We start from the raw sequence: 18,059 nt of genomic DNA on the forward strand, positions 1-18,059 counted from the left end.
TCGCTCCCGCGCGAGTCGCCGCCCCCCGGGCGGCCGTGGGCGGGGGCGCGCGGGCCGCCCCGCCGCCCCCCCCCCCCCGCCGCCCCCCCCCCCCCCCCCCCCCGCGACGGGTGGCCTCCCGGGGCAGGATCAGCCCTCGCTGATCAGGCCCTCACGAAGCTGGGTCAGCGTCCTGGTGAGCAGCCGGGAGACGTGCATCTGGGAGATGCCGATCTCGTCGCCGATCTGCGACTGGGTGAGGTTGCCGAAGAACCGCAGCATGATGATCCGGCGCTCGCGCGGCGGCAGCTTGGCCAGCAACGGCTTCAGCGACTCCCGGTACTCGACGCCTTCCAACGCGAGGTCCTCGTAGCCGAGCCGCTCGGCCAGCGGTCCGTCGCCGTCCTCCTCGCTGGGGCTGGAGTCGAGCGAGCTGGCGGTGTAGGCGTTGCCCACCGCGAGGCCCTCGACCACGTCCTCCTCGCTGACCCCCAGGCAGGTGGCCAGTTCGGCGACGGTGGGGGAGCGGTCCAGCCGCTGGGACAGGTCGTCACCGGCCTTGGTGAGCGCCAGCCGCAGCTCCTGGAGCCGCCGGGGCACCCGGACCGACCAGCTGGTGTCCCGGAAGAAGCGTTTGATCTCGCCCACCACGGTGGGCATCGCGAAGGTGGGGAACTCCACCCCGCGCTCGGGGTCGAACCGGTCGATCGCCTTGATCAGGCCGATGGTGCCGACCTGGACGATGTCCTCCATCGGCTCGTTGCGGCTGCGGAAGCGCGCCGAGGCGTACCGGACCAGCGGCAGGTTGAGCTCGATCAGGGTGTCGCGGACGTACGTGTGCTCCGCGCTGCCCGGTTCCAGGGCGGCCAGCCGCAGGAACAGCGAGCGCGACAGCGTCCGGGTGTCCAGCCCGGAGCCGGGCGGCGCCTCGGGCCCGGGCGGCGCGGCGGCCGGGACCCGCTGGAGCGGGATCCGGTCCTCGGCGACAGCCGTACCGTTGGCCTGACCAGCGTGGATCTCCGCAGTGCCCAGCTCTCCGGACATGCGCCCACCCCCTTGTGACTGACAGTTGAACGGGGGCCGTCGCACGGAGGTTCCCGGCGGGGGCCCTCCCCCTCCATACCGGAACACGGTGCACGGCAAACCCGAACGTCGCAAGATGTCACGCGAGGGTAACGCGCTGCAATCTCAGTCTTCCCAGGAGTTGCCGGTCCGAAGCCTCGTCAGGATGCGGGAGAGCAGCCGCGAGACGTGCATCTGGGACATCCCCAGCTCGGTGCTGATCTGCGACTGGGTCAGGTTGGCGAAGAACCGCAGCATCACGATCCGCCGCTCCCGCTCGGGCAGCTGGACCAGCAGGTGGCGGACCATGTCCCGGTGCTCGACCTCGGCCAGCGCGGAGTCCTCGTAGCCGAGCCGGTCCAGCAGGGCGAGTCCGCCCTCGTGCTCCTGCGCCGCCTCCAGCGAGGCCGCGTTGTAGGCCCGCCCGGCGTCCAGGCAGGCCCGGACGTCCTCCTCGGGGATCCGCAGGCTGGCGGCGATCTCCGGCACCTTGGGGGCCCGGCCGTGCAGCACCGTCAGCTCCTCCATCGCGCCGCTGACCTGGACCCACAGCTCCTGGAGCCGGCGCGGGACGTGCATGGTGCGGACGTTGTCCCGGAAGTAGCGCTTGATCTCGCCGAGGATGGTGGGCAGTGCGTAGGTGGGGAACTGGACGCCGCGGGTGGGGTCGAACCGGTCGATCGCGTTGATCAGGCCGATGGTGCCGACCTGGACGACGTCCTCCATCGGTTCGCTGCGGCTGCGGAAGCGGGTGGCCGCGTAGCGGACCAGGGGGATGTTCACCTCGATCAGGGCGGCCCGGACCCGCTCCCGCTCGGGGGTGCCCGGGGGCAGCTCCGCGAGCCGTTCGAACAGCACCCGGGTCAGCGTCCGGACGTCCACCGCGGGGCGGCCGCCGGGGCCGCGCAGACCGTCCGGGCGGAGCTCGCCGGCCGGGCTGATGATCGACGCCAGTACCTCGTCGGACACGTCACCCCTCCCTCAGTCGATAACGAAGGGCCCTGCGGATCGGGTGTCGCGGCTGCTTCACCACCTCGCCATGTCCGGCAAAACCGGTCATAGCATCACAAGGCGGGCGCAGGTCGGGCAAGCACCCGGCGGAGGTGTGTTGGTGCGGCATCGGGGCTTCACCGGGCTTCCCGCCCAGGCGCCGCACGGATCGTTCCGGGGCGGAGCAAGGCGCCCCCTCCGGTGGCCGGACGGGGCGCGGCGGGCCGTCCGAGGGACGGACCCGGGTGCCTCGGGTGTCAGACCTCGATGTCGGCGATCACCCAGGTGGCGAATTCGCGCCACTGACCGGCCGCGGCCTGATGGGCCGGGTGGGTCAGGTACGCGTGCAGGGCGTCGCGGTCCTCGACCAGGCTGTTGATCGCGTAGTCGTGGGCGATGTCCCGCTCGGTGGTGTTCCAGCCGCACTCCCACTCGCGCAGCTCGGGGATCAGCGAACCCAGCTCGGCGAACGCCTTGGCGCCGGCGAGCGCGCGCTCGTCGTCCTTGCGGACGCCTTCGTTGAGCTTGAACAGGACCAGATGCCGGATCACGATTGCCGCTCCTCGCGGACGGGGACAGAGGGTCCCGCACACCGTAGCCGGTGCGCCGGGGCGGGACGACGGGCCCTATGCGAGCGGAGCGCTCACTTGATCAGTCCGGTCATGAAGGTGCCGACCGCCTTGGCCGCGTTCGAGATGCCCTCGAAGCCCAGTTGGACGAGCTGGGCGGAGCGGGCCGGCGAGCTGATGATCGAGTAGAGGACGAAGATGAGCAGGAGGGCCATGCCGATCTTCTTCGCCTGCGCCATCGGGTGTCGTCCTCTCCTGCTGTGGGCCGCCGCCATCCGGATCCCCGAGCGGCCCTGCGGAAGCAGCTTATCCATCGGACGGGCTATCAAGTGTGCGACGCGTTCGCCCGGCGGGACGAAGGTCCCCGTGAGTGGGGCCTTTCTCCGGATGCCCGGAAGCGGCCCGGGCGGCAGGATGGAAGACGTGCCGAGGATCTGGCAGGAATCCCCGGTGCGTGGATCCGGAGCTCCCCGCTGTGGGACCGGGCGCCGCGGCTTCCCCCCGACGCGGCGCCGGTTGTGGGACTCCGCCGGGGGAGCGGTCGTCCCCCCGAGCCGCTCCCCCTTTCCAGGCTCCGTACTCTCCGGGCGTTGGTGGTCATCAGCCCGGAGTACGGAGCCCTTTTCGCGTTCGAGGGTGCGCGGAAACGCCGAAGGCCCGTCCGGATCGGACGGGCCTTCGGGCTTTCCAGCGGTAGCGGTGGGATTCGAACCCACGGTGAAGTTGCCCCCACACACGCTTTCGAGGCGTGCTCCTTTGGCCGCTCGGACACGCTACCGAGGGGAACTCTACCGGACGGGTGCGCGGTCACGAAATCCATAGGGACGGGCGGCCGGCGGGGGACCCGGCGGCGGAAGTCGGCGCCGGACGTCAGCGGTGGGACTCGAAGAACTCGCGCAGCTGCTCGCCGCACTCGTCGGCGAGGACGCCCCAGACCACCTCGGGGCGGTGGTTGAGCCGGCGGTCGCGCATCACGTCGAAGAGCGAGCCGGCCGCGCCGGCCTTCTCGTCGAGGGCGCCGTAGACCACCCGGTCGATCCGGGACAGCACGATGGCGCCGGCGCACATCGTGCAGGGCTCCAGGGTGACGACCAGGGTGCAGCCGCCGAGCCGCCACTCCCCGATCCGTTCGGCCGCCTGCCGGATCGCGACCACCTCGGCGTGCGCGGTCGGGTCGCCGACCGCCTCGCGCTCGTTGTGGCCGCGCCCGATCACCTCGCCGTCCGGGCCCAGGACGAGCGCCCCGACCGGGACGTCGCCGGTGGCCGGCGCCAGGGCGGCCTCGGCGATGGCGAGGCGCATCGGCGCCGCCCAGCGGTCGCGGACCGGGTCGGGGCGGACGGGGGCGGGCAGGGGGGCGATGCGGGGGACGGCCTGCGGGGCGGATGCGGACTGCATGGCATCCAGTGTCGGGTATCCAGCGGTGGGCACTGGCCTGGTCACCGGCCTGGTCACCGCCCGCTACCGGACCGCCTCCAGGACCTCGCCGCAGCCGAGGGCCTCGGCGATCTCCTCCAGGGCGTCGCCCGGGACGGCGCCCTCGCCGCTGAGGGCGAGCAGCTCCTCGGCGGCCAGTCCGAACTCGGTGAGCAGGTGGGCGTCGCCGAGCGGGCCGACCGGGACGCCGCTGCGGGCGTCCTCGTTCTGCTCCTGCGCCTCCTCGTCCTCCTCCAGCTCGACGACCAGGTGGTCCAGGTCGCCGAACTCGCTCTCACCGGCCTGGTCGACCAGCTCGTCGGTGAGGACGGAGCCGTAGGAGCTGCGGGCGGCGGCGGCGCCGTCGGACACGAAGATCCGCGGGTCCTCCTCGCCGTCCACCCGGACGATGGCGAACCAGGCGTCCTCCTGTTCGATGAAGATCAGGACGCTGTCGTCGTCCTGCGTGGAGTCGCGGGCCAGTTCGGTCAGGTCGGCGAGGGTTTCGACGTCGTCGAGCTCCGTCTCGCTCACATCCCACCCGTCCTCGGTGCGAGCAAGCACTGCAGCGAAGTACGCCACCAGGGACACTCCCAAGATCTCGGTCTCGGCTGTCGGCGCGCTCGGGCAACGCGAAAATCTGGCCGCCCCCGCGCCAGAGGCGGTCCGCTCGTTCGGACCGTCCCATCGGAATCGTGACAGAAAGCCCGCCCTTGCGGGGGGTGTTCGGCAGCGCGTCTTTGCAGGTCGTGTCGGAAGGGCCGGCCGGCGGCCGGTGTGGCGCCGGCGCCACCGCCCGGGGCCCACCGGATCCGGACCGGCCGGTCGGCGGAGCCGCAGGGGGAGCTGCGGGGGGAGCCGCGCCGGAACCGCTGCGGATCCTCGTCAGATCCGGAAGGTTCGCATCCGCATGGCTTCGCGCATCCGCCGTTCCTTGGTCCGCCGGGGCTGGACCCGCTCCCGGAGTTCGCGGGCCTCGGTGAGCTCGCGCAGGAAGACGGCCCGCCGCCTGCGGCGGTCCGCCTCGGTCTCCGGGGGGTCCTGTGGCGGGCCGGGGCGATTGCCCGACCGGCCTGCGGGCTCGTCCGCCGAGCCGTCCCCGGCGTTCGGGTTGCTCGTCATAAGACGTGACATTCCCAGATCAGCCCGGTTGATACCACAGGAGGCGCTTCCGTCCGGACATTCGCGGGGCGTCACGGCTCGATACGGCCGGGTGCACCCCGGCGACGGGGCGGTCGGCACGCGGCGAGTCGTACAGGCGTGCAGACCCGGGCTAACCTCGATACATGCGTCTCCACGTCGTCGACCACCCCCTGGTGGCCCACAAGCTCTCCACCCTGCGCGACGAGCGCACCGACTCGCCGACTTTCCGTCGCCTGACCGACGAGCTGGTGACCCTCCTCGCCTACGAGGCCACCCGGGACGTCCGCACCGACGAGGTGGAGATCACCACCCCCGTGGCGGTCACGCTCGGCACCCGCCTCAGCTACCCCCGCCCGCTGGTCGTGCCGATCCTGCGCGCCGGTCTCGGCATGCTGGACGGGATGACCCGACTGCTGCCGACCGCCGAGGTCGGCTTCCTCGGCATGGTGCGCAACGAGGAGACCCTGGAGGCCTCCACCTACGCCACCCGGATGCCGGACGACCTCTCCGGCCGCCAGGTCTACGTGCTCGACCCGATGCTGGCCACCGGCGGCACCCTCGTCGTGGCGATCAAGATGCTGATCGAGCGCGGCGCCACCGACGTCACCGCCGTGGTGCTGCTGGCCGCGCCCGAGGGCGTCGAGGTGATGAAGCGCGAGCTGGCCGGCCTGCCGGTCACCGTGGTCACCGCCGCCCTGGACGAGCGGCTCAACGAGAACGGCTACATCGTGCCCGGCCTCGGCGACGCGGGCGACCGCCTGTACGGCACCGCCGGCTGAGCGGATCCCCCGAACGGACGAGAGCCCCCCGGCGCGGTGCCGGGGGGCTCTCCTGTTGCGCGGGACGACCGGCCTCAGCAGCTGCCGGTGGCGGTCGGGGTGGGGGACGGCTTGGTCGCGAGGGCGAGGGCGGCGGCCGCCTGGGTCTCGTCCAGCAGGGCGTTGTAGCTGTCGCCGACCACGAAGTCCACGGTGCCGTCGGTACGGGCGTCGGCGGTGGTGGTGGCCCCGGCGATCTGCGAGCCGAGCAGGGTGGCGGCGCCGGCGCCGGCCGGGCCGGCGATCACCTGGGCGGTGCCGGGCACCTTCTTGTCCAGTTCGGCCGGGGCGTTGCCGACCTTGCCGATGGTGAAGCCGCGCTTCTTGAGCTCCTCGGCGGTCCGGCCGGCCAGGCCGCCCTTGGTGGTGGCGTTGTAGACGTTCACCGTGACGCCGGCCGGCTGCGGGATCGCGTGCGGGTCGCCCGGGGCGGCGGGCGCGCCGGAGCCGGTGGGCGCACCGGGCGTGGCGCCCGGGGAGGGGGCGGCCAGCGGCTTGCCCGACGGGGTCACGCAGGCCTGGGCGGAGGAGTTCTTGTTCTTCCCGCTGAAGATGTCGTAGAGCTGGACGCCACCGAGGCCGATCAGGGCCAGGGCGAGCAGGCTCGCGAGCCCGGAGATCACCTTGCGGCTCTTCCTCGGGGGCCGGCCGAGTCGTGGATAGGCGTTGCCGGTGACGCGGTACTGCTTCCCCTTGAGGCCTTGGGGAGTCAACATGCTCACGGTTTGTCTCCCCCTCGTGCCAGGGCGGGGTCGGGATGACGGATCGGCTGGTGCGAGTGGATCCCGTGGTGCGGGCGGATCCCCTGGTCGCGGCCGTAGTCAGCAGCGTAGTGCCGTCCGGCTGCGAAGGTACTAAATGATCATCATCTGGAGTACGCCGGTACCCGAAAGGAGGTACCCGGGTACGCGCGGACCGCCCTCCGCCGGGTGGCGAGGGGGCGGTCCAGGAGCCCGTGCAGAGGGTCCGTCATTCCATTTCGAGGACCCGGGCGTGCAGCACCTGGCGCTGCTGCAGTGCGGCCCGCACCGCCCGGTGCAGTCCGTCCTCCAGGTACAGGTCGCCGCGCCACTTCACCACGTGCGCGAAGAGGTCCCCGTAGAAGGTCGAGTCCTCGGCGAGCAGGGTTTCGAGGTCGAGTTGCCCCTTGGTGGTCACCAGCTGGTCGAGCCGCACCGGGCGTGGGGCGACGTCAGCCCACTGTCGGGTGCTCGTCCGGCCGTGATCCGGGTACGGCCGCCCATTGCCGATGCGCTTGAAGATCACACGGAAAGCCTACCGTTTGGGCGGCGGATGGCGCAGCCGCCGCGACGCCGCCACGCGCTCGGGTGTGAGCTGCGGGAGGGCGATTGCGGCTGTTTGATGGGAAATGTCGCGAACATCGCCGGGTTCCGATCGGGACACGGCCCGCCCGGGACCGGGTTCCGGGCCCGCCCCGCCTCCCCGCACCGCCCAGGAGAGTGCCCCGATGTCCTCCGCCCTCACCCCGTCGGCCGTCCGGGAGGTCGCCGACGGGTACGCCTTCACCGGGCCCGCCCTCGACCTCGGCGCGGTGCTGCTGGACGGCACCGCCTACCCGGACGCCCAGGTGCGCATCCCGCTCGGGGTGCTCAACCGGCACGGGCTGGTCGCCGGCGCCACCGGCACCGGCAAGACCAAGACCCTCCAGCTGATCGCCGAACAGCTCTCCGCCCAGGGCGTGCCGGTGTTCCTCGCCGACGTCAAGGGGGACGTCTCCGGCGTCGCCGCGCCCGGCGCGCCGAGCGAGCGCACCGCCGCCCGCGCGGCCGAGGTCGGACAGCAGTGGAGCCCGCAGGGCTGCCCGGTCGAGTTCTACTCGCTCGGCGGCCAGGGCGCCGGGATCCCGATCCGCGCCACCGTCACCAGCTTCGGGCCGCTGCTGCTCGCCAAGGTGCTCGACCTGAACGAGACCCAGGAGTCCTCGCTCAGCCTGGTGTTCCACTACGCCGACACCAAGGGCCTGGAGCTGTACGACCTCAAGGACCTCACCGCCGTCATCGCCTTCCTCGCCTCGCCCGAGGGCAAGGAGGAGCTGAGGACCATCGGCGGTCTCTCGTCGGCCACCGCCGGGGTGATCCTGCGCGCGCTCACCCTGCTGGAGAACGAGGGCGCCGGGGCGTTCTTCGGCGAGCCCGAGTTCGACACCGCCGAACTGCTGCGGACCGCCCCGGACGGCCGGGGCGTCGTCTCGGTGCTGGAACTGCCCGCCGTCCAGGACCGGCCGCGGCTGTTCTCCACCTTCCTGATGTGGCTGCTCGCCGACCTCTACCAGGAACTGCCCGAGGTCGGCGACCTGGACAAGCCCAAGCTGGTGTTCTTCTTCGACGAGGCGCACCTGCTGTTCAAGGGCGCCTCCAAGGCCTTCCTGGAGGCCATCACCCAGACCGTCCGGCTGATCCGCTCGAAGGCCGTGGGCATCTTCTTCGTCACCCAATCCCCGCGCGACGTCCCCTCCGACGTGCTCGCGCAGCTGGGCAACCGGGTGCAGCACGCGCTGCGCGCCTTCACCCCGGACGACGCCAAGGCGCTCAAGGCCACCGTCTCGACCTTCCCGCGCTCCTCCTACGACCTCGGCGCGGTGCTCACCTCGCTCGGCACCGGCGAGGCCGTGGTGACGGTGCTCTCCGAGAAGGGCGCGCCGACGCCGGTCGCGGCCACCCGGCTGCGGGCGCCGCAGTCCCTGATGGGGCCGATCGAGGCGGGCGCGCTGCGGGCCGTCGTCGACGCCTCGCCGCTGACGGCGCGCTACCGGGACGCGATCGACCGGGAGTCGGCGTACGAGAAGCTGGCCGCGCGGGCAGCGCGGGCGCCCAGGCCGGAGGCCGCCGCACCGGCCAGGGTGCCGAAGGAGCGGGAGCCCGCCCCGCGGCGGGAGGAGCCGAAGGGGGCGGGCGGGCTGCTCGATTCGCTGCTCAGCAACCCGACGGTGAAGTCCCTGGCGCGTTCGGCCGGGAAGCAGCTCGGGCAGGAGATCTCGCGCAGCCTGTTCGGGACGTCCAAGCGGCGGCGGTAGCGGCCGGGCCCCGCGGTGCCTACCCGGCCAGGGCGGCGCCGATCCGGTCGAGCGAGGACAGCCGCATCAGGCCGTAGTTGTAGAACTCGACCTCAGGGACGCCCAGTTCGCGCAGGGTCGCGATCTTGGCGGCGAGGTTCGCCGGACCGTCGCAGTCCGAGGCCATCGGCCGCAGGATCACCGCCATGTCCTGCGGGCGGACGCCGTGCAGGGCGAACGCGGCGATCTTCTCCCGGACGGCCTCCGGGGTCTTCGCGTAGCCGAGCGTCTCGATCTGGTCGGTCGCCTTGGCGAGCGCGGGCAGGTCGATGCCGGACAGCCAGCCCTTGCCCGGGCCGGCGCCGTCCATGAAGCTCAGCCGCATGCCGTGGAGCCGGGCCTCCTCGGTCAGTTCGGCGGCCAGCGTGGTGACGGTGGTGGTGGCGGCGTCCAGGTAGGCGGCCAGGGCGCCGTCCGCGAGCGCGCTCAGGTCGGCGGGCTCGGCGGCGGCCGCCTCGTCGGCCAACCGGCGGCGCAGCTCGGTGCGGACGGCCTCCGCGACCTCCTCCGCCGGGACGCCCACGCGGGTGGCGGCGGCGCGGCAGTGCGGGCAGAAGCAGATGCCGAGCAGCGCCTCGGCGCCCGCGCCCAGTTCCTCGAAGTAGCGCTCGTGGTGGTAGCCGTGGCGCAGCCCGTGGAAGTGCAGGGACTCGGCCCGGATCGCGTCCACGCCGTACCGGGCCAGCTCGGTGACCAGGGTCCGCGCGTACTCCCGGACCTCCGGGGCGGCCGGGCAGAGCTCGGTGAGGTGGCGGTCGCCGAAGGCGTTGGCCGGGGCGCAGTCCGGGTGGGCGAAGCCGAGCCGGTCGTTGTGGCAGAACACCGTCCAGGCGTGCAGCTTCAGCCCCCGGCGGCGGGTCTCGGCGGCGGCCTCGGCGAAGGGGTCGCGGTCGCCGATCGCGGTGGACGGGGCGGGCGCGAGCCGGCGGCCCCGCCAGCGGGCCGGATCGGGGCGGAAGTAGGCCGCGCCGGGCTCCAGGTAGCGGATCACCCGGCGGGGGTTGTGCGGGAAGACGTCCCGGGCCTCGTGGTAGACCGAGGCGAGGGTGACGCCGCCGACCCCGGCGCGGTCGGTGAGGTTGCCGAAGAAGGTGTCGGCGCCCTCGTCGAGCAGGTCGGTGGCGAAGGCGAGGACGGACGACTCCACGGTGCGGCTCCGGAGCTGGGGGCGGGTGCGCTGTCCACGCTAGCCGCAGGGGCCGGATTGGTCTATACCTGGCGATTTGAGCGGACCGGGCCCGAACGAGGGGCGACCGGATCGGGGCGGCCGGACCGGACGGGCACCCCACTACAGTGAGCCGTGTCCGACAGACCGTGTCCGACAGGCCGTGCCCGTCGGACCGTGTTCTTCAGCGTCCTTCAGCCCGAGGCCGTCCACGGCCCGTTGAGAGGTGACCACCCCATGAGCGTTCGCCCGCCGCTGCCGTACGACTTCCTGCCGCAGGTGCCGTCCTTCCCCCTGACCAGCCAGGACATCGCCGACGGCGGCACACTGGCCGGGGAGTTCAGCCACGCCGGCGGCAACCGGTCACCGCAGCTGGCCTGGTCGGGGCTGCCCGAGGGCACCCGGAGCATCGCCGTCACCTGCTACGACCCGGACGCGCCCACCGGCTCCGGCTGGTGGCACTGGCTCGCCCTCAACCTGCCCGCCGACACGGTCGAACTGCCGCGCGGCGCCGGCTCCTCGGACGACGACCTGCCCGGCGCGGCCTCCTTCCACGGCCGCAACGACTTCCCCGGCCACCAGTACGACGGCGCCGCCCCGCCGCCCGGCGCCCCGCACCGGTACGTCTTCGCGGTGCACGCCCTGGACGTCGAGAAGCTGGACGTCTCCGCCGACACCCCGGCGGCCCAGATCGGCTTCCACCTGACCTTCCACACGCTGGGGCGGGCGCTGCTCACCGCCGAGTACGGGGTCTGAGCACGGTGGGCCACGATCCGGTCGAGGTCTGGCGGCTGCCCGAGGAGGACCGGTCGGCCGGTCGCAGGGCCGTGGCCTGGACGGTCGGGCCGGCCGGGGAACTGGCCCTCCTGGTGGTGCCGGAGCAGCACCTGGCGCCGGCCGGATCCTGGCCGCCGGTCCGGCTGCCGTTCGACGGCGAGGCGGTCGTGGTTTCCCCGCAAGGGGAGTGGCGGGTGCCGCTGTCCGGCGTCTCCTGCTCGCCCGACCACTTCGGGCTGCTGCCGGGCGGCCGGGTGCTGCTGGCCGGGTACCGGGCCGAGCAGGACGGGGAGGAGTGGCTGCCCAACGCGGCCGTGTACGGCGCGGACGGGGCGCTCGAACGGGAGCTCGCGCTCGGTGACGACGTCCAGGTGCTGGTGACCGACCTGGACGGCCGGATCTGGATGGCCTACGGGGACGAGGGCATCTACGGCGACCACCCGATGGCGGCCGCCGGGCTGCGGGCCGCCGACACCCGGGGCCGGGTGGTGTGGAGCCCGGACAAGCTGCCGTCCTACCCGCTGGAGGGCCTGGCCGGCGCGACCGACGGCCGGAGCGCCTGGCTGGCCTGGTACCCGAGCCCGTCGGTCAGCCACCTCACCCGGATCGACGCGGTCGACCGGCCGTCGACCACCGTGCCGTGCCCGGTCCGGCTGCCGGTCGGCTTCGCGATCCGCGGCGGGCAGGGCGTCTTCCTGTCCAGCGGCGGCGAGTTGACCTGGTACCAGCTGATCGGCAAGGAGTGGAAGCAGACCCGGCGCCGGCAGCTGAGCGTGCCCGGCGCGCTCGACCGGGTGCGGGCGCACGGCCGGGACGGCGCGCTGTGGTTCCGCGCGGGGGACTGCTGGTACCGGATCGAGGCTTAGGGCCTGCCCGGCGGGCCCTGGCCGCCCGCGCGGGTGGCCCGGGCGGCGCGGGCGGCCAGGGTGCGCAGGTGGGTGATCAGCTCCGGCGGCTCGTGCACCTCGAACTCGCAGTCCAGCGTCAGCAGCCGCACCGCCGTCCACTCCAGGGAGTCCGTGCGGGAGCGCAGCCGGCAGCGGTGCTCGTCGATCGGCTCGATCTCGGAGTCGCCCCGGTCGAAGTGCCGCCGGACGTTCGCGGCCGGGGCGTGCACGGTGGCGACCACGGCGCGGGCCGGTGACTGGCGGCGCAGCTTGCCCGCCACGTACGCGGCGGCGTCCTCGGCCGGGAGCGGGCGCGGGGTGAAGTGGGCGCCGGTGGCGCGGGGTTCGCTGAGGCGGTCGACGCGGAAGAGCCGCCAGTCGTCCCGGTCCAGGTCGTAGCCGACCAGGTACCAGCGGCGGCCGGCCGAGACCAGCCGCTCGGGTTCGACGTTGCGTCTGGTCTCGGCGCCGTCGCCGGCCCGGTAGGCGAAGCGCAGCCGCTCCCGGTTGGTGACGGCACCGGCGAGCACGGTGAGGTCGTCCGGGTCGACGGTCGGGCCGTCGCCGGTGAGCAGTGGCATGGTGGCGGTGTTGAGCGCGCCCACCCGGTGCCGCAGGCGGCCCGGCAGCACCTGGAGCAGCTTGGCGAGGGCGCGGACCGAGGCCTCCTCTATGCCGACCACCGCGTGCCCGGCGGCCGCCCGCAGTCCGACCGCGATGGCGACGGCCTCCTCGTCGTCCAGCAGCAGTGGCGGCATCGCCGTCCCCGCGACCAGCCGGTAGCCGCCGACCGCGCCCATGGTGGCCTGCACCGGGTAGCCGAGGTCGCGCAGCCGGTCGATGTCGCGCCGGATCGTCCGGGGGCTGACACCGAGCCGTTCGGCGAGTTCGCTGCCGGGCCACTCGCGCGGGGTCTGCAGCAGGGACAGCAGGTTCAGCAGCCGTGCGGGGGTGTCCGTCATGCCGTCCAGGATGCCGGACAACTGGGACAGGATCTGACCTACATGCCCCGTACCCTCGTGGACGTGCCGACGAGCAGTGCGAGCAGAGCGAGCAGGACGAGCAGGACGAGCAGGACGAATGAGGAGTACCGAATGAAGACCGCGGACGCGGACCGACGGAGGTGGATCGCGCTGGCGATCGTGATGGTCGCCTCCTTCATGGACCTGGTGGACGTCACCATCGTCAACATCGCCATCCCCAGCATCCAGGAGGACACCGGCGCCTCCTTCAGCGCCATCCAGTGGGTCACCGGCGGCTACGCGCTGGCCTTCGCGATCGGGCTGATCACCGGTGGCCGGCTGGGCGACATCTACGGCCGCAAGCGGCTGTTCCTGATCGGCATCGGCGGGTTCACCGTGGCGTCCGCGCTGTGCGGCCTGGCCTCCGGCCCCGAGATGCTGGTCGGGATGCGGGTGCTCCAGGGCGGCACGGCGGCCATGATGGTGCCGCAGGTGCTGTCGATCATCCACGCGACCTTCCCGGCGGAGGAGCGCGGCAAGGTGTTCGGCATGTTCGGCGCGGTGGTCGGGCTGGGCGCCGTCTCCGGGCCGCTGATCGGCGCACTGCTCACCGAGTGGGACCTGTTCGGCCTGGCCTGGCGCCCGATCTTCCTGATCAACCTGCCGGTCGGCATCGCGGGGCTGCTGCTCGGGCGCCGCTTCATCGACGAGTCGAAGGCCGAGCGGGCGCTCAAGCTGGACCTGGTCGGGGTGGCGCTGGCGAGCGTCGGCCTGCTGATGCTGATCTACCCGCTGACGCACGGGCGGGAGGCCGGCTGGCCGCTCTGGGGCTACCTGTCGATGGCCGGCAGCCTGGTGGTGTTCGCGCTGTTCGTGGCGTACGAGAAGGCCAAGACGCGGCGGGACGGCTCGCCGCTGGTCGAGCTGTCGCTGTTCCGGGTGAAGAGCTTCGCGGCCGGCATCGGCGTGCAGCTGGCCTTCGGCGTGGTCTGCGGGATCTTCTTCCTGGTCTGGACGCTGTACATGCAGCTGGGCCTCGGCTGGAGCCCGCTCAAGGCCGGCTCCACCGGCATCCCGTTCTCGCTCGCCGTCTCGGCCGCGGCCGGGCTGTCCGTGCAGAAGCTGGTGCCCCGGTTCGGACGCCGGGTGCTCCAGACCGGCGCGCTGGTGATGGCGGCGGGCGTGCTGACGTACATCTGGGAGGCGGACCGGTACGGGACGGCGATCGCGCCCTGGCAGATGGCACTGCCGCTGGTGGTGATGGGCCTGGGGATGGGCCTGATCGTCGCGCCGATCACCGACGCGATCCTGGCGGAGGTGCCGCGCGCGCACGCCGGTTCGGCGTCGGGGCTGATCAACACCGTCCAGCAGATGGGGAACGCGCTGGGGCTCGCGCTGGTGTCGGTGGCCTTCTTCGGGGCGATGGACGACGTGGTCGCGCCGGAGGCGATGGGCACCGCGTTCGGCGGGGCGTTCGTCCACGCGATGTGGTGGGTCGCGGGGGCGCTGCTGGTGGTGTTCCTGCTGATGTTCGCGCTGCCGCGGCGCAAGGCGGTCGCGCCGGCCGGCGCGGATGCAGCGGGTGCGGTGGACGCGCCGGCGACGGCGGGTGCGGCGGATCCGACGGACGAGCGGGAGCCCGTCCTGGCCTGACAGGCACTGCTGAGGGCCCCGGTCGCGCCGCGCGACCGGGGCCCTCAGCGCATCCTGGGAGGCCGTGGACCGTACGGCGGTGGACTCCTCGGCGGCTCGGCAACGGTTCCCGGCGGGGCCGGCCGGGCGATCGGTTTTCAGCGCGCCCCGGCCGTGCTCACCGCCGTCGTCCGGGTCGTGGTCTTCGCCGCGGACTTGGCCTCCTTCGCGGCGCGCTTCATCTCCTGCTTGAACTCCCGTACCAGGTCGAGGGATTCGGGCCCGGTGATGTCGGCGACCGAGCGGTGCGCGCCCTCCTCGCCGTACACGCCGGCCGCCTCGCGCCAGCCCTCCGGCCGCACGCCGTACTGCTTGCCGAGCAGGGCCAGGAAGATCTGCGACTTCTGTTTGCCGAAACCGGGCAGGGCGTTGAGGCGGCTGAGCAGTTCCTTGCCGGTGCGGGTGTCCTTCCAGAGCGCGGCGGCGTCGGCGTCGTACTGCGCCACCAGGAACTGGCAGAGCTGCTGGACCCGTTTGGCCATCGCGGCCGGGTAGCGGTGCACGGCGGGCTTCGCGGACAGGAGGGCGACGAACTCCTCCGGGTTGTACACGGCGATCTCCCGGGCGTCCAGGTCGTTGCGTCCGAGCCGCTGGGCGATGGTCAACGGACCGGTGAACGCCCATTCCATCGGCACCTGTTGGTCAAGCAACATGCCGACGAGCGCGGCCAGCGCACTCCGTCCGAGCAGTTCGTCGGCCTCGGGCTGCTGTGCGAGCCGGACGGTGACGTTCATGGGCTTGCCCTCCTCGGAGTTGACGTCGGGTCGGCGCCCAGTCTGGTGGACGGGGCGGGGGCGGAGGCGGTCAACACGCCCGTAGCAGGGGAAGTCTTGGTGTTCCAGGGCCTTGGCGTAGCTGGCTTGTTCGTTGGCGGAGCGACCGCCTGAGACACCCGATCCGGCGGTCGGGAGAGCCGACGGAGTACTTTTTGCCCGCGTCGGGCGGCGAAGAGGAGGGCGGCGCAGGCGGGTTGGAGGCGGCTGGTCATCTTGTATGACTGTTTCCGTTGCGCCGGTGCGGCGGCCTGTCGGCGGGCCATTCTTGGTGCAATCGACGCGTCCAGAAAGGCTCGCCCGCCGTGACCCAGCCGTTCGAACTGCCGTCCTTCTACCTGCCGCACCCGGCACGCCTCAACCCCCATCTGGACGAGGCCCGGGCCCATTCCTCCGTCTGGGCACGGGAGATGGGCATGCTGGAGGGCTCCGGCATCTGGGACCAGGCCGACCTGGACGCCCACGACTACGGCCTGCTCTGCGCCTACACCCACCCCGACGCCTCCGCCGAGGCGCTCTCGCTGGTCACCGACTGGTACGTGTGGGTCTTCTTCTTCGACGACCACTTCCTCGACATGTTCAAGCGCAGCAACGACCGCGAGGCCGGCAAGGCGCACCTCGACCGGCTGCCGCTGTTCATGCCGGCCGACCCGGCCACCCCGATGCCGGAGCCGGAGAACCCGGTCGAGGCGGGCCTGGCCGACCTGTGGCGGCGCACCGTGCCGGTGATGGGCGAGGACTGGCGGATCCGCTTCGCCGAGAGCACCCGCAACCTGCTCAACGAGTCGCTCTGGGAGCTCGCCAACATCAACGCCGGCCGGATCTCCAACCCGGTCGAGTACATCGAGATGCGCCGCAAGGTGGGCGGCGCGCCCTGGTCCGCCCAACTGGTCGAGTACGCGGCCGGCGCCGAGGTCCCGAAGGAGGTCTCCGGCTCGCGCGCGCTGCGGGTGCTGATGGACGCCTTCTCGGACGGCGTGCACCTGCGCAACGACATCTTCTCCTACCAGCGGGAGGTGGAGGACGAGGGCGAGCTGAGCAACGGCATCCTGGTGCTGGAGAAGTTCCTGGAGTGCTCCACCCAGGAGGCCGCCGAGGCGGTCAACGACCTGCTCACCTCGCGGCTCCAGCAGTTCGAGAACACCGTGTTCACCGAACTGCCCGTGCTGTTCGCCGAGACCGGGCTCGCCCCCGAGGGCCGCGCCCGGGTGCTGGCGTACGTCAAGGGCCTCCAGGACTGGCAGTCCGGCGGCCACGAGTGGCACATGCGATCCAGCCGGTACATGAACGGCGGTGGTGCGGCGGCCGGTTCGGGCGGCCGCGTCGCGGCGGGAACGGGCGGCGCGCTGCCCGGCGCCGGCAACTGGTGGGACCCGTTCGCGATCGGCGGGGTGGGCACCTCGGCGCTGGACATCCTGCGCAGCGGGGCGATGGGCGGCGGTGGACCTGCGGCCGGTCCGGCCAGTCCGGTCGGCCCGGGCGGCGTCGGACCGGCCGTCCGGCGGGCCCGGTCGCACGGCCACCTGCCGTACCAGCCCGTCGGGCCGTCCCGACTGCCCGAGTTCAAGCTGCCGTTCGAGGCCACCCTGAACCCGCACCTGGGCGGCGCGCGGGAGCGGGTGATCGAGTGGGCCGAGCGGATGGGCCTGCTGGCGGAGCAGCCCGGCATCCCCGGATCCGGCATCTGGGACGCCGCGTCCATGCGGGACTACGACCTCCCGCTCTGCGCGGCCGGCATCCACCCGAACGCCACCGCAGACCAACTCGACGTCTCCTCCGCCTGGTTGGCCTGGGGGACCTGGGCCGACGACTACTACCCGGTGGTCTTCGGACGCACCCGCGACCTGGCCGGCGCCAAGCTCGCCAACGAGCGGCTCCCGCTGTTCATGCCGGTGGACGGCAGCCCCGCGCCCGAGCCCGCAAACGCCCTGGAACGCGGCCTCGCCGACATCTGGGAGCGCACCGCCGGCCCGATGACGGCGGACGCCCGGCGGAAGTTCCGCCAGACCGTCGAGGACATGACCGCGAGCTGGATCTGGGAGCTCAACAACCAGGTGCAGAACCGGATTCCGGACCCGGTGGACTACCTGGAGATGCGCCGCGCCACCTTCGGCTCCGACCTCACCATGAGCCTGAGCCGGCTCGCCCACGGGAAGGCCGTGCCGCCCGGGGTACACGAGCACGGCTCGATGCGTTCGCTGGAGAACTCGGCCGCGGACTACGCGTGCATGATGAACGACCTGTTCTCGTACCAGAAGGAGGTCGAGTACGAGGGCGAGGTGCACAACGCCGTCCTGGTGGTGCAGAACTTCTTCAACTGCGACTACCCGTCGGCGGTCCGGATCGTCGACGACCTGATGCACTCCCGGCTGGACCAGTTCCAGCACGTCGCGGCGAAGGAACTCCCCGTCCTGTACGACGACTTCGCGCTGGAGCCGGAAGCGCGGGAGCTGCTGGACGGGTACGTGAAGGAGCTGGAGAACTGGCTCGCGGGCATCCTGGTCTGGCACCGGGACTGCCGCCGGTACCGCGAGGAGGACCTGCTGCGGCACTTCGGCGCGGAGCGGCAGCTCAGGGCGGGGGCGGCGGTCGAGGAACTGCCCGCGCCCGCCACGGTGCCGCTCGGCCCGACCGGCCTGGGCACGGCCTCGCTGCGCCCGCCGCTGGCCGGCGCGGCTCCGGCCGCCGGGGTGGCGGCCCTGGGCTGACCGGAGGGTGCTGTGGACCACCGCGCCGCCCGCACCACCGACCAG

18 protein-coding genes and 1 tRNA gene are annotated in these 18,059 nt (G+C 72.7%); 6 read left to right on the forward strand and 13 right to left on the reverse strand.

The features are described from left to right. Positions 1–129: 129 nt before the first annotated feature. From ACFV6D_RS27410 to ACFV6D_RS27445, 8 genes are all read right to left on the reverse strand, one after another. Positions 130–1,023, reverse strand: coding sequence for an RNA polymerase sigma factor SigF (locus ACFV6D_RS27410; RefSeq protein WP_063348628.1), 894 nt, complete (start codon positions 1,021–1,023; stop codon positions 130–132). 144 nt (positions 1,024–1,167) lie between these two features. Then, on the reverse strand, positions 1,168–1,950 hold the full coding sequence (locus ACFV6D_RS27415) for an RNA polymerase sigma factor SigF (RefSeq protein ID WP_244293642.1): 783 nt from the start codon (positions 1,948–1,950) through the stop codon (positions 1,168–1,170). Between the two features lie 338 nt (positions 1,951–2,288). Next, positions 2,289–2,582 carry a Dabb family protein gene (locus tag ACFV6D_RS27420; RefSeq protein WP_063348630.1) on the reverse strand — a complete coding sequence of 98 codons (294 nt, stop codon included), beginning with the start codon at positions 2,580–2,582 and terminating at the stop codon, positions 2,289–2,291. Between the two features lie 92 nt (positions 2,583–2,674). Beyond that, on the reverse strand, positions 2,675–2,914 hold the full coding sequence (locus ACFV6D_RS27425; RefSeq protein WP_380430862.1) for a hypothetical protein: 240 nt from the start codon (positions 2,912–2,914) through the stop codon (positions 2,675–2,677). A 377-nt stretch (positions 2,915–3,291) separates the two neighbouring features. After that, positions 3,292–3,378: transfer RNA gene (locus ACFV6D_RS27430), tRNA-Ser, on the reverse strand. Positions 3,379–3,470: 92 nt separating this feature from the next. Further along, complete coding sequence (tadA, locus tag ACFV6D_RS27435; protein WP_350876416.1) at positions 3,471–3,998, reverse strand: tRNA adenosine(34) deaminase TadA; 528 nt, start codon at positions 3,996–3,998, stop codon at positions 3,471–3,473. A gap of 63 nt (positions 3,999–4,061) precedes the next feature. Continuing rightward, positions 4,062–4,598 carry a tRNA adenosine deaminase-associated protein gene (locus ACFV6D_RS27440; protein WP_380561430.1) on the reverse strand — a complete coding sequence of 179 codons (537 nt, stop codon included), beginning with the start codon at positions 4,596–4,598 and terminating at the stop codon, positions 4,062–4,064. A 303-nt stretch (positions 4,599–4,901) separates the two neighbouring features. Further along, positions 4,902–5,138, reverse strand: a complete 237-nt coding sequence (locus tag ACFV6D_RS27445; RefSeq protein WP_063348632.1) for a hypothetical protein — start codon at positions 5,136–5,138, stop codon at positions 4,902–4,904. Positions 5,139–5,302: 164 nt separating this feature from the next. On the opposite strand from ACFV6D_RS27445, the gene upp reads away from it, so the two are divergent. Continuing rightward, positions 5,303–5,938, forward strand: coding sequence for a uracil phosphoribosyltransferase (gene upp / locus ACFV6D_RS27450; RefSeq protein ID WP_063348633.1), 636 nt, complete (start codon positions 5,303–5,305; stop codon positions 5,936–5,938). 74 nt (positions 5,939–6,012) lie between these two features. Here the strand turns inward: upp and ACFV6D_RS27455 are convergent, their stop codons facing one another. Beyond that, the gene (locus ACFV6D_RS27455; RefSeq protein ID WP_208869181.1) at positions 6,013–6,693 is read right to left on the reverse strand and encodes a LytR C-terminal domain-containing protein; all 681 of its coding nucleotides are present in this window, start codon (positions 6,691–6,693) and stop codon (positions 6,013–6,015) included. A 253-nt stretch (positions 6,694–6,946) separates the two neighbouring features. Further along, positions 6,947–7,243 (reverse strand): type II toxin-antitoxin system VapB family antitoxin, encoded by a 297-nt coding sequence (locus tag ACFV6D_RS27460; RefSeq protein WP_063348635.1) that lies wholly within the window; start codon positions 7,241–7,243, stop codon positions 6,947–6,949. Positions 7,244–7,445: 202 nt separating this feature from the next. Between ACFV6D_RS27460 and ACFV6D_RS27465 the strand changes: the two genes are divergently transcribed. After that, a complete protein-coding gene (locus ACFV6D_RS27465) occupies positions 7,446–9,011 on the forward strand; it encodes a helicase HerA-like domain-containing protein (RefSeq protein ID WP_380561432.1) in 1,566 nt (521 codons plus the stop codon). A 19-nt stretch (positions 9,012–9,030) separates the two neighbouring features. Here the strand turns inward: ACFV6D_RS27465 and ACFV6D_RS27470 are convergent, their stop codons facing one another. Then, positions 9,031–10,197: a hypothetical protein gene (locus ACFV6D_RS27470; RefSeq protein ID WP_380493569.1), complete on the reverse strand. Its 1,167-nt coding sequence runs from the start codon at positions 10,195–10,197 to the stop codon at positions 9,031–9,033. Positions 10,198–10,452: 255 nt separating this feature from the next. On the opposite strand from ACFV6D_RS27470, the gene ACFV6D_RS27475 reads away from it, so the two are divergent. Both ACFV6D_RS27475 and ACFV6D_RS27480 read left to right on the forward strand, forming a co-directional pair. Further along, complete coding sequence (locus ACFV6D_RS27475) at positions 10,453–10,971, forward strand: YbhB/YbcL family Raf kinase inhibitor-like protein (protein ID WP_380339886.1); 519 nt, start codon at positions 10,453–10,455, stop codon at positions 10,969–10,971. A gap of 5 nt (positions 10,972–10,976) precedes the next feature. Beyond that, entirely contained in the window at positions 10,977–11,858 is an 882-nt protein-coding gene (locus ACFV6D_RS27480; RefSeq protein WP_380561434.1) for a hypothetical protein, read from the forward strand. Here the strand turns inward: ACFV6D_RS27480 and ACFV6D_RS27485 are convergent. Next, positions 11,855–12,841, reverse strand: a complete 987-nt coding sequence (locus ACFV6D_RS27485; protein WP_380561438.1) for a helix-turn-helix transcriptional regulator — start codon at positions 12,839–12,841, stop codon at positions 11,855–11,857. The two genes, ACFV6D_RS27480 and ACFV6D_RS27485, sit on opposite strands and share 4 nt — an antisense overlap. Positions 12,842–12,973: 132 nt before the next feature. On the opposite strand from ACFV6D_RS27485, the gene ACFV6D_RS27490 reads away from it, so the two are divergent. Continuing rightward, the gene (locus ACFV6D_RS27490; RefSeq protein WP_380493565.1) at positions 12,974–14,494 is read left to right on the forward strand and encodes an MFS transporter; all 1,521 of its coding nucleotides are present in this window, start codon (positions 12,974–12,976) and stop codon (positions 14,492–14,494) included. A gap of 137 nt (positions 14,495–14,631) precedes the next feature. Here ACFV6D_RS27490 and ACFV6D_RS27495 read toward each other — a convergent pair whose 3' ends face one another. Then, the gene (locus ACFV6D_RS27495) at positions 14,632–15,267 is read right to left on the reverse strand and encodes an HhH-GPD-type base excision DNA repair protein (protein WP_371518035.1); all 636 of its coding nucleotides are present in this window, start codon (positions 15,265–15,267) and stop codon (positions 14,632–14,634) included. 344 nt (positions 15,268–15,611) lie between these two features. On the opposite strand from ACFV6D_RS27495, the gene ACFV6D_RS27500 reads away from it, so the two are divergent. Then, entirely contained in the window at positions 15,612–18,014 is a 2,403-nt protein-coding gene (locus ACFV6D_RS27500; protein ID WP_380561436.1) for a germacradienol/geosmin synthase, read from the forward strand. Positions 18,015–18,059: the final 45 nt, after the last annotated feature.

The sequence above is a fragment of the Kitasatospora sp. NPDC059812 genome (assembly GCF_042732075.1).
GTDB lineage: Bacteria > Actinomycetota > Actinomycetes > Streptomycetales > Streptomycetaceae > Kitasatospora.

What these genes read in the sequence shown, in the direction of transcription:
- ACFV6D_RS27410 (WP_063348628.1), bottom strand. Translation starts at nt 1,023, where the DNA reads ATGTCCGGAGAGCTGGGCACTGCGGAGATCCACGCTGGTCAGGCCAAC.
- ACFV6D_RS27425 (WP_380430862.1), bottom strand. Translation starts at nt 2,914, where the DNA reads ATGGATAAGCTGCTTCCGCAGGGCCGCTCGGGGATCCGGATGGCGGCG.
- ACFV6D_RS27485 (WP_380561438.1), bottom strand. Translation starts at nt 12,841, where the DNA reads ATGACGGACACCCCCGCACGGCTGCTGAACCTGCTGTCCCTGCTGCAG.
- ACFV6D_RS27475 (WP_380339886.1), top strand. Translation starts at nt 10,453, where the DNA reads ATGAGCGTTCGCCCGCCGCTGCCGTACGACTTCCTGCCGCAGGTGCCG.
- upp (WP_063348633.1), top strand. Translation starts at nt 5,303, where the DNA reads ATGCGTCTCCACGTCGTCGACCACCCCCTGGTGGCCCACAAGCTCTCC.
- tadA (WP_350876416.1), bottom strand. Translation starts at nt 3,998, where the DNA reads ATGCAGTCCGCATCCGCCCCGCAGGCCGTCCCCCGCATCGCCCCCCTG.
- ACFV6D_RS27490 (WP_380493565.1), top strand. Translation starts at nt 12,974, where the DNA reads ATGAAGACCGCGGACGCGGACCGACGGAGGTGGATCGCGCTGGCGATC.
- ACFV6D_RS27445 (WP_063348632.1), bottom strand. Translation starts at nt 5,138, where the DNA reads ATGACGAGCAACCCGAACGCCGGGGACGGCTCGGCGGACGAGCCCGCA.
- ACFV6D_RS27495 (WP_371518035.1), bottom strand. Translation starts at nt 15,267, where the DNA reads ATGAACGTCACCGTCCGGCTCGCACAGCAGCCCGAGGCCGACGAACTG.
- ACFV6D_RS27455 (WP_208869181.1), bottom strand. Translation starts at nt 6,693, where the DNA reads ATGTTGACTCCCCAAGGCCTCAAGGGGAAGCAGTACCGCGTCACCGGC.
- ACFV6D_RS27465 (WP_380561432.1), top strand. Translation starts at nt 7,446, where the DNA reads ATGTCCTCCGCCCTCACCCCGTCGGCCGTCCGGGAGGTCGCCGACGGG.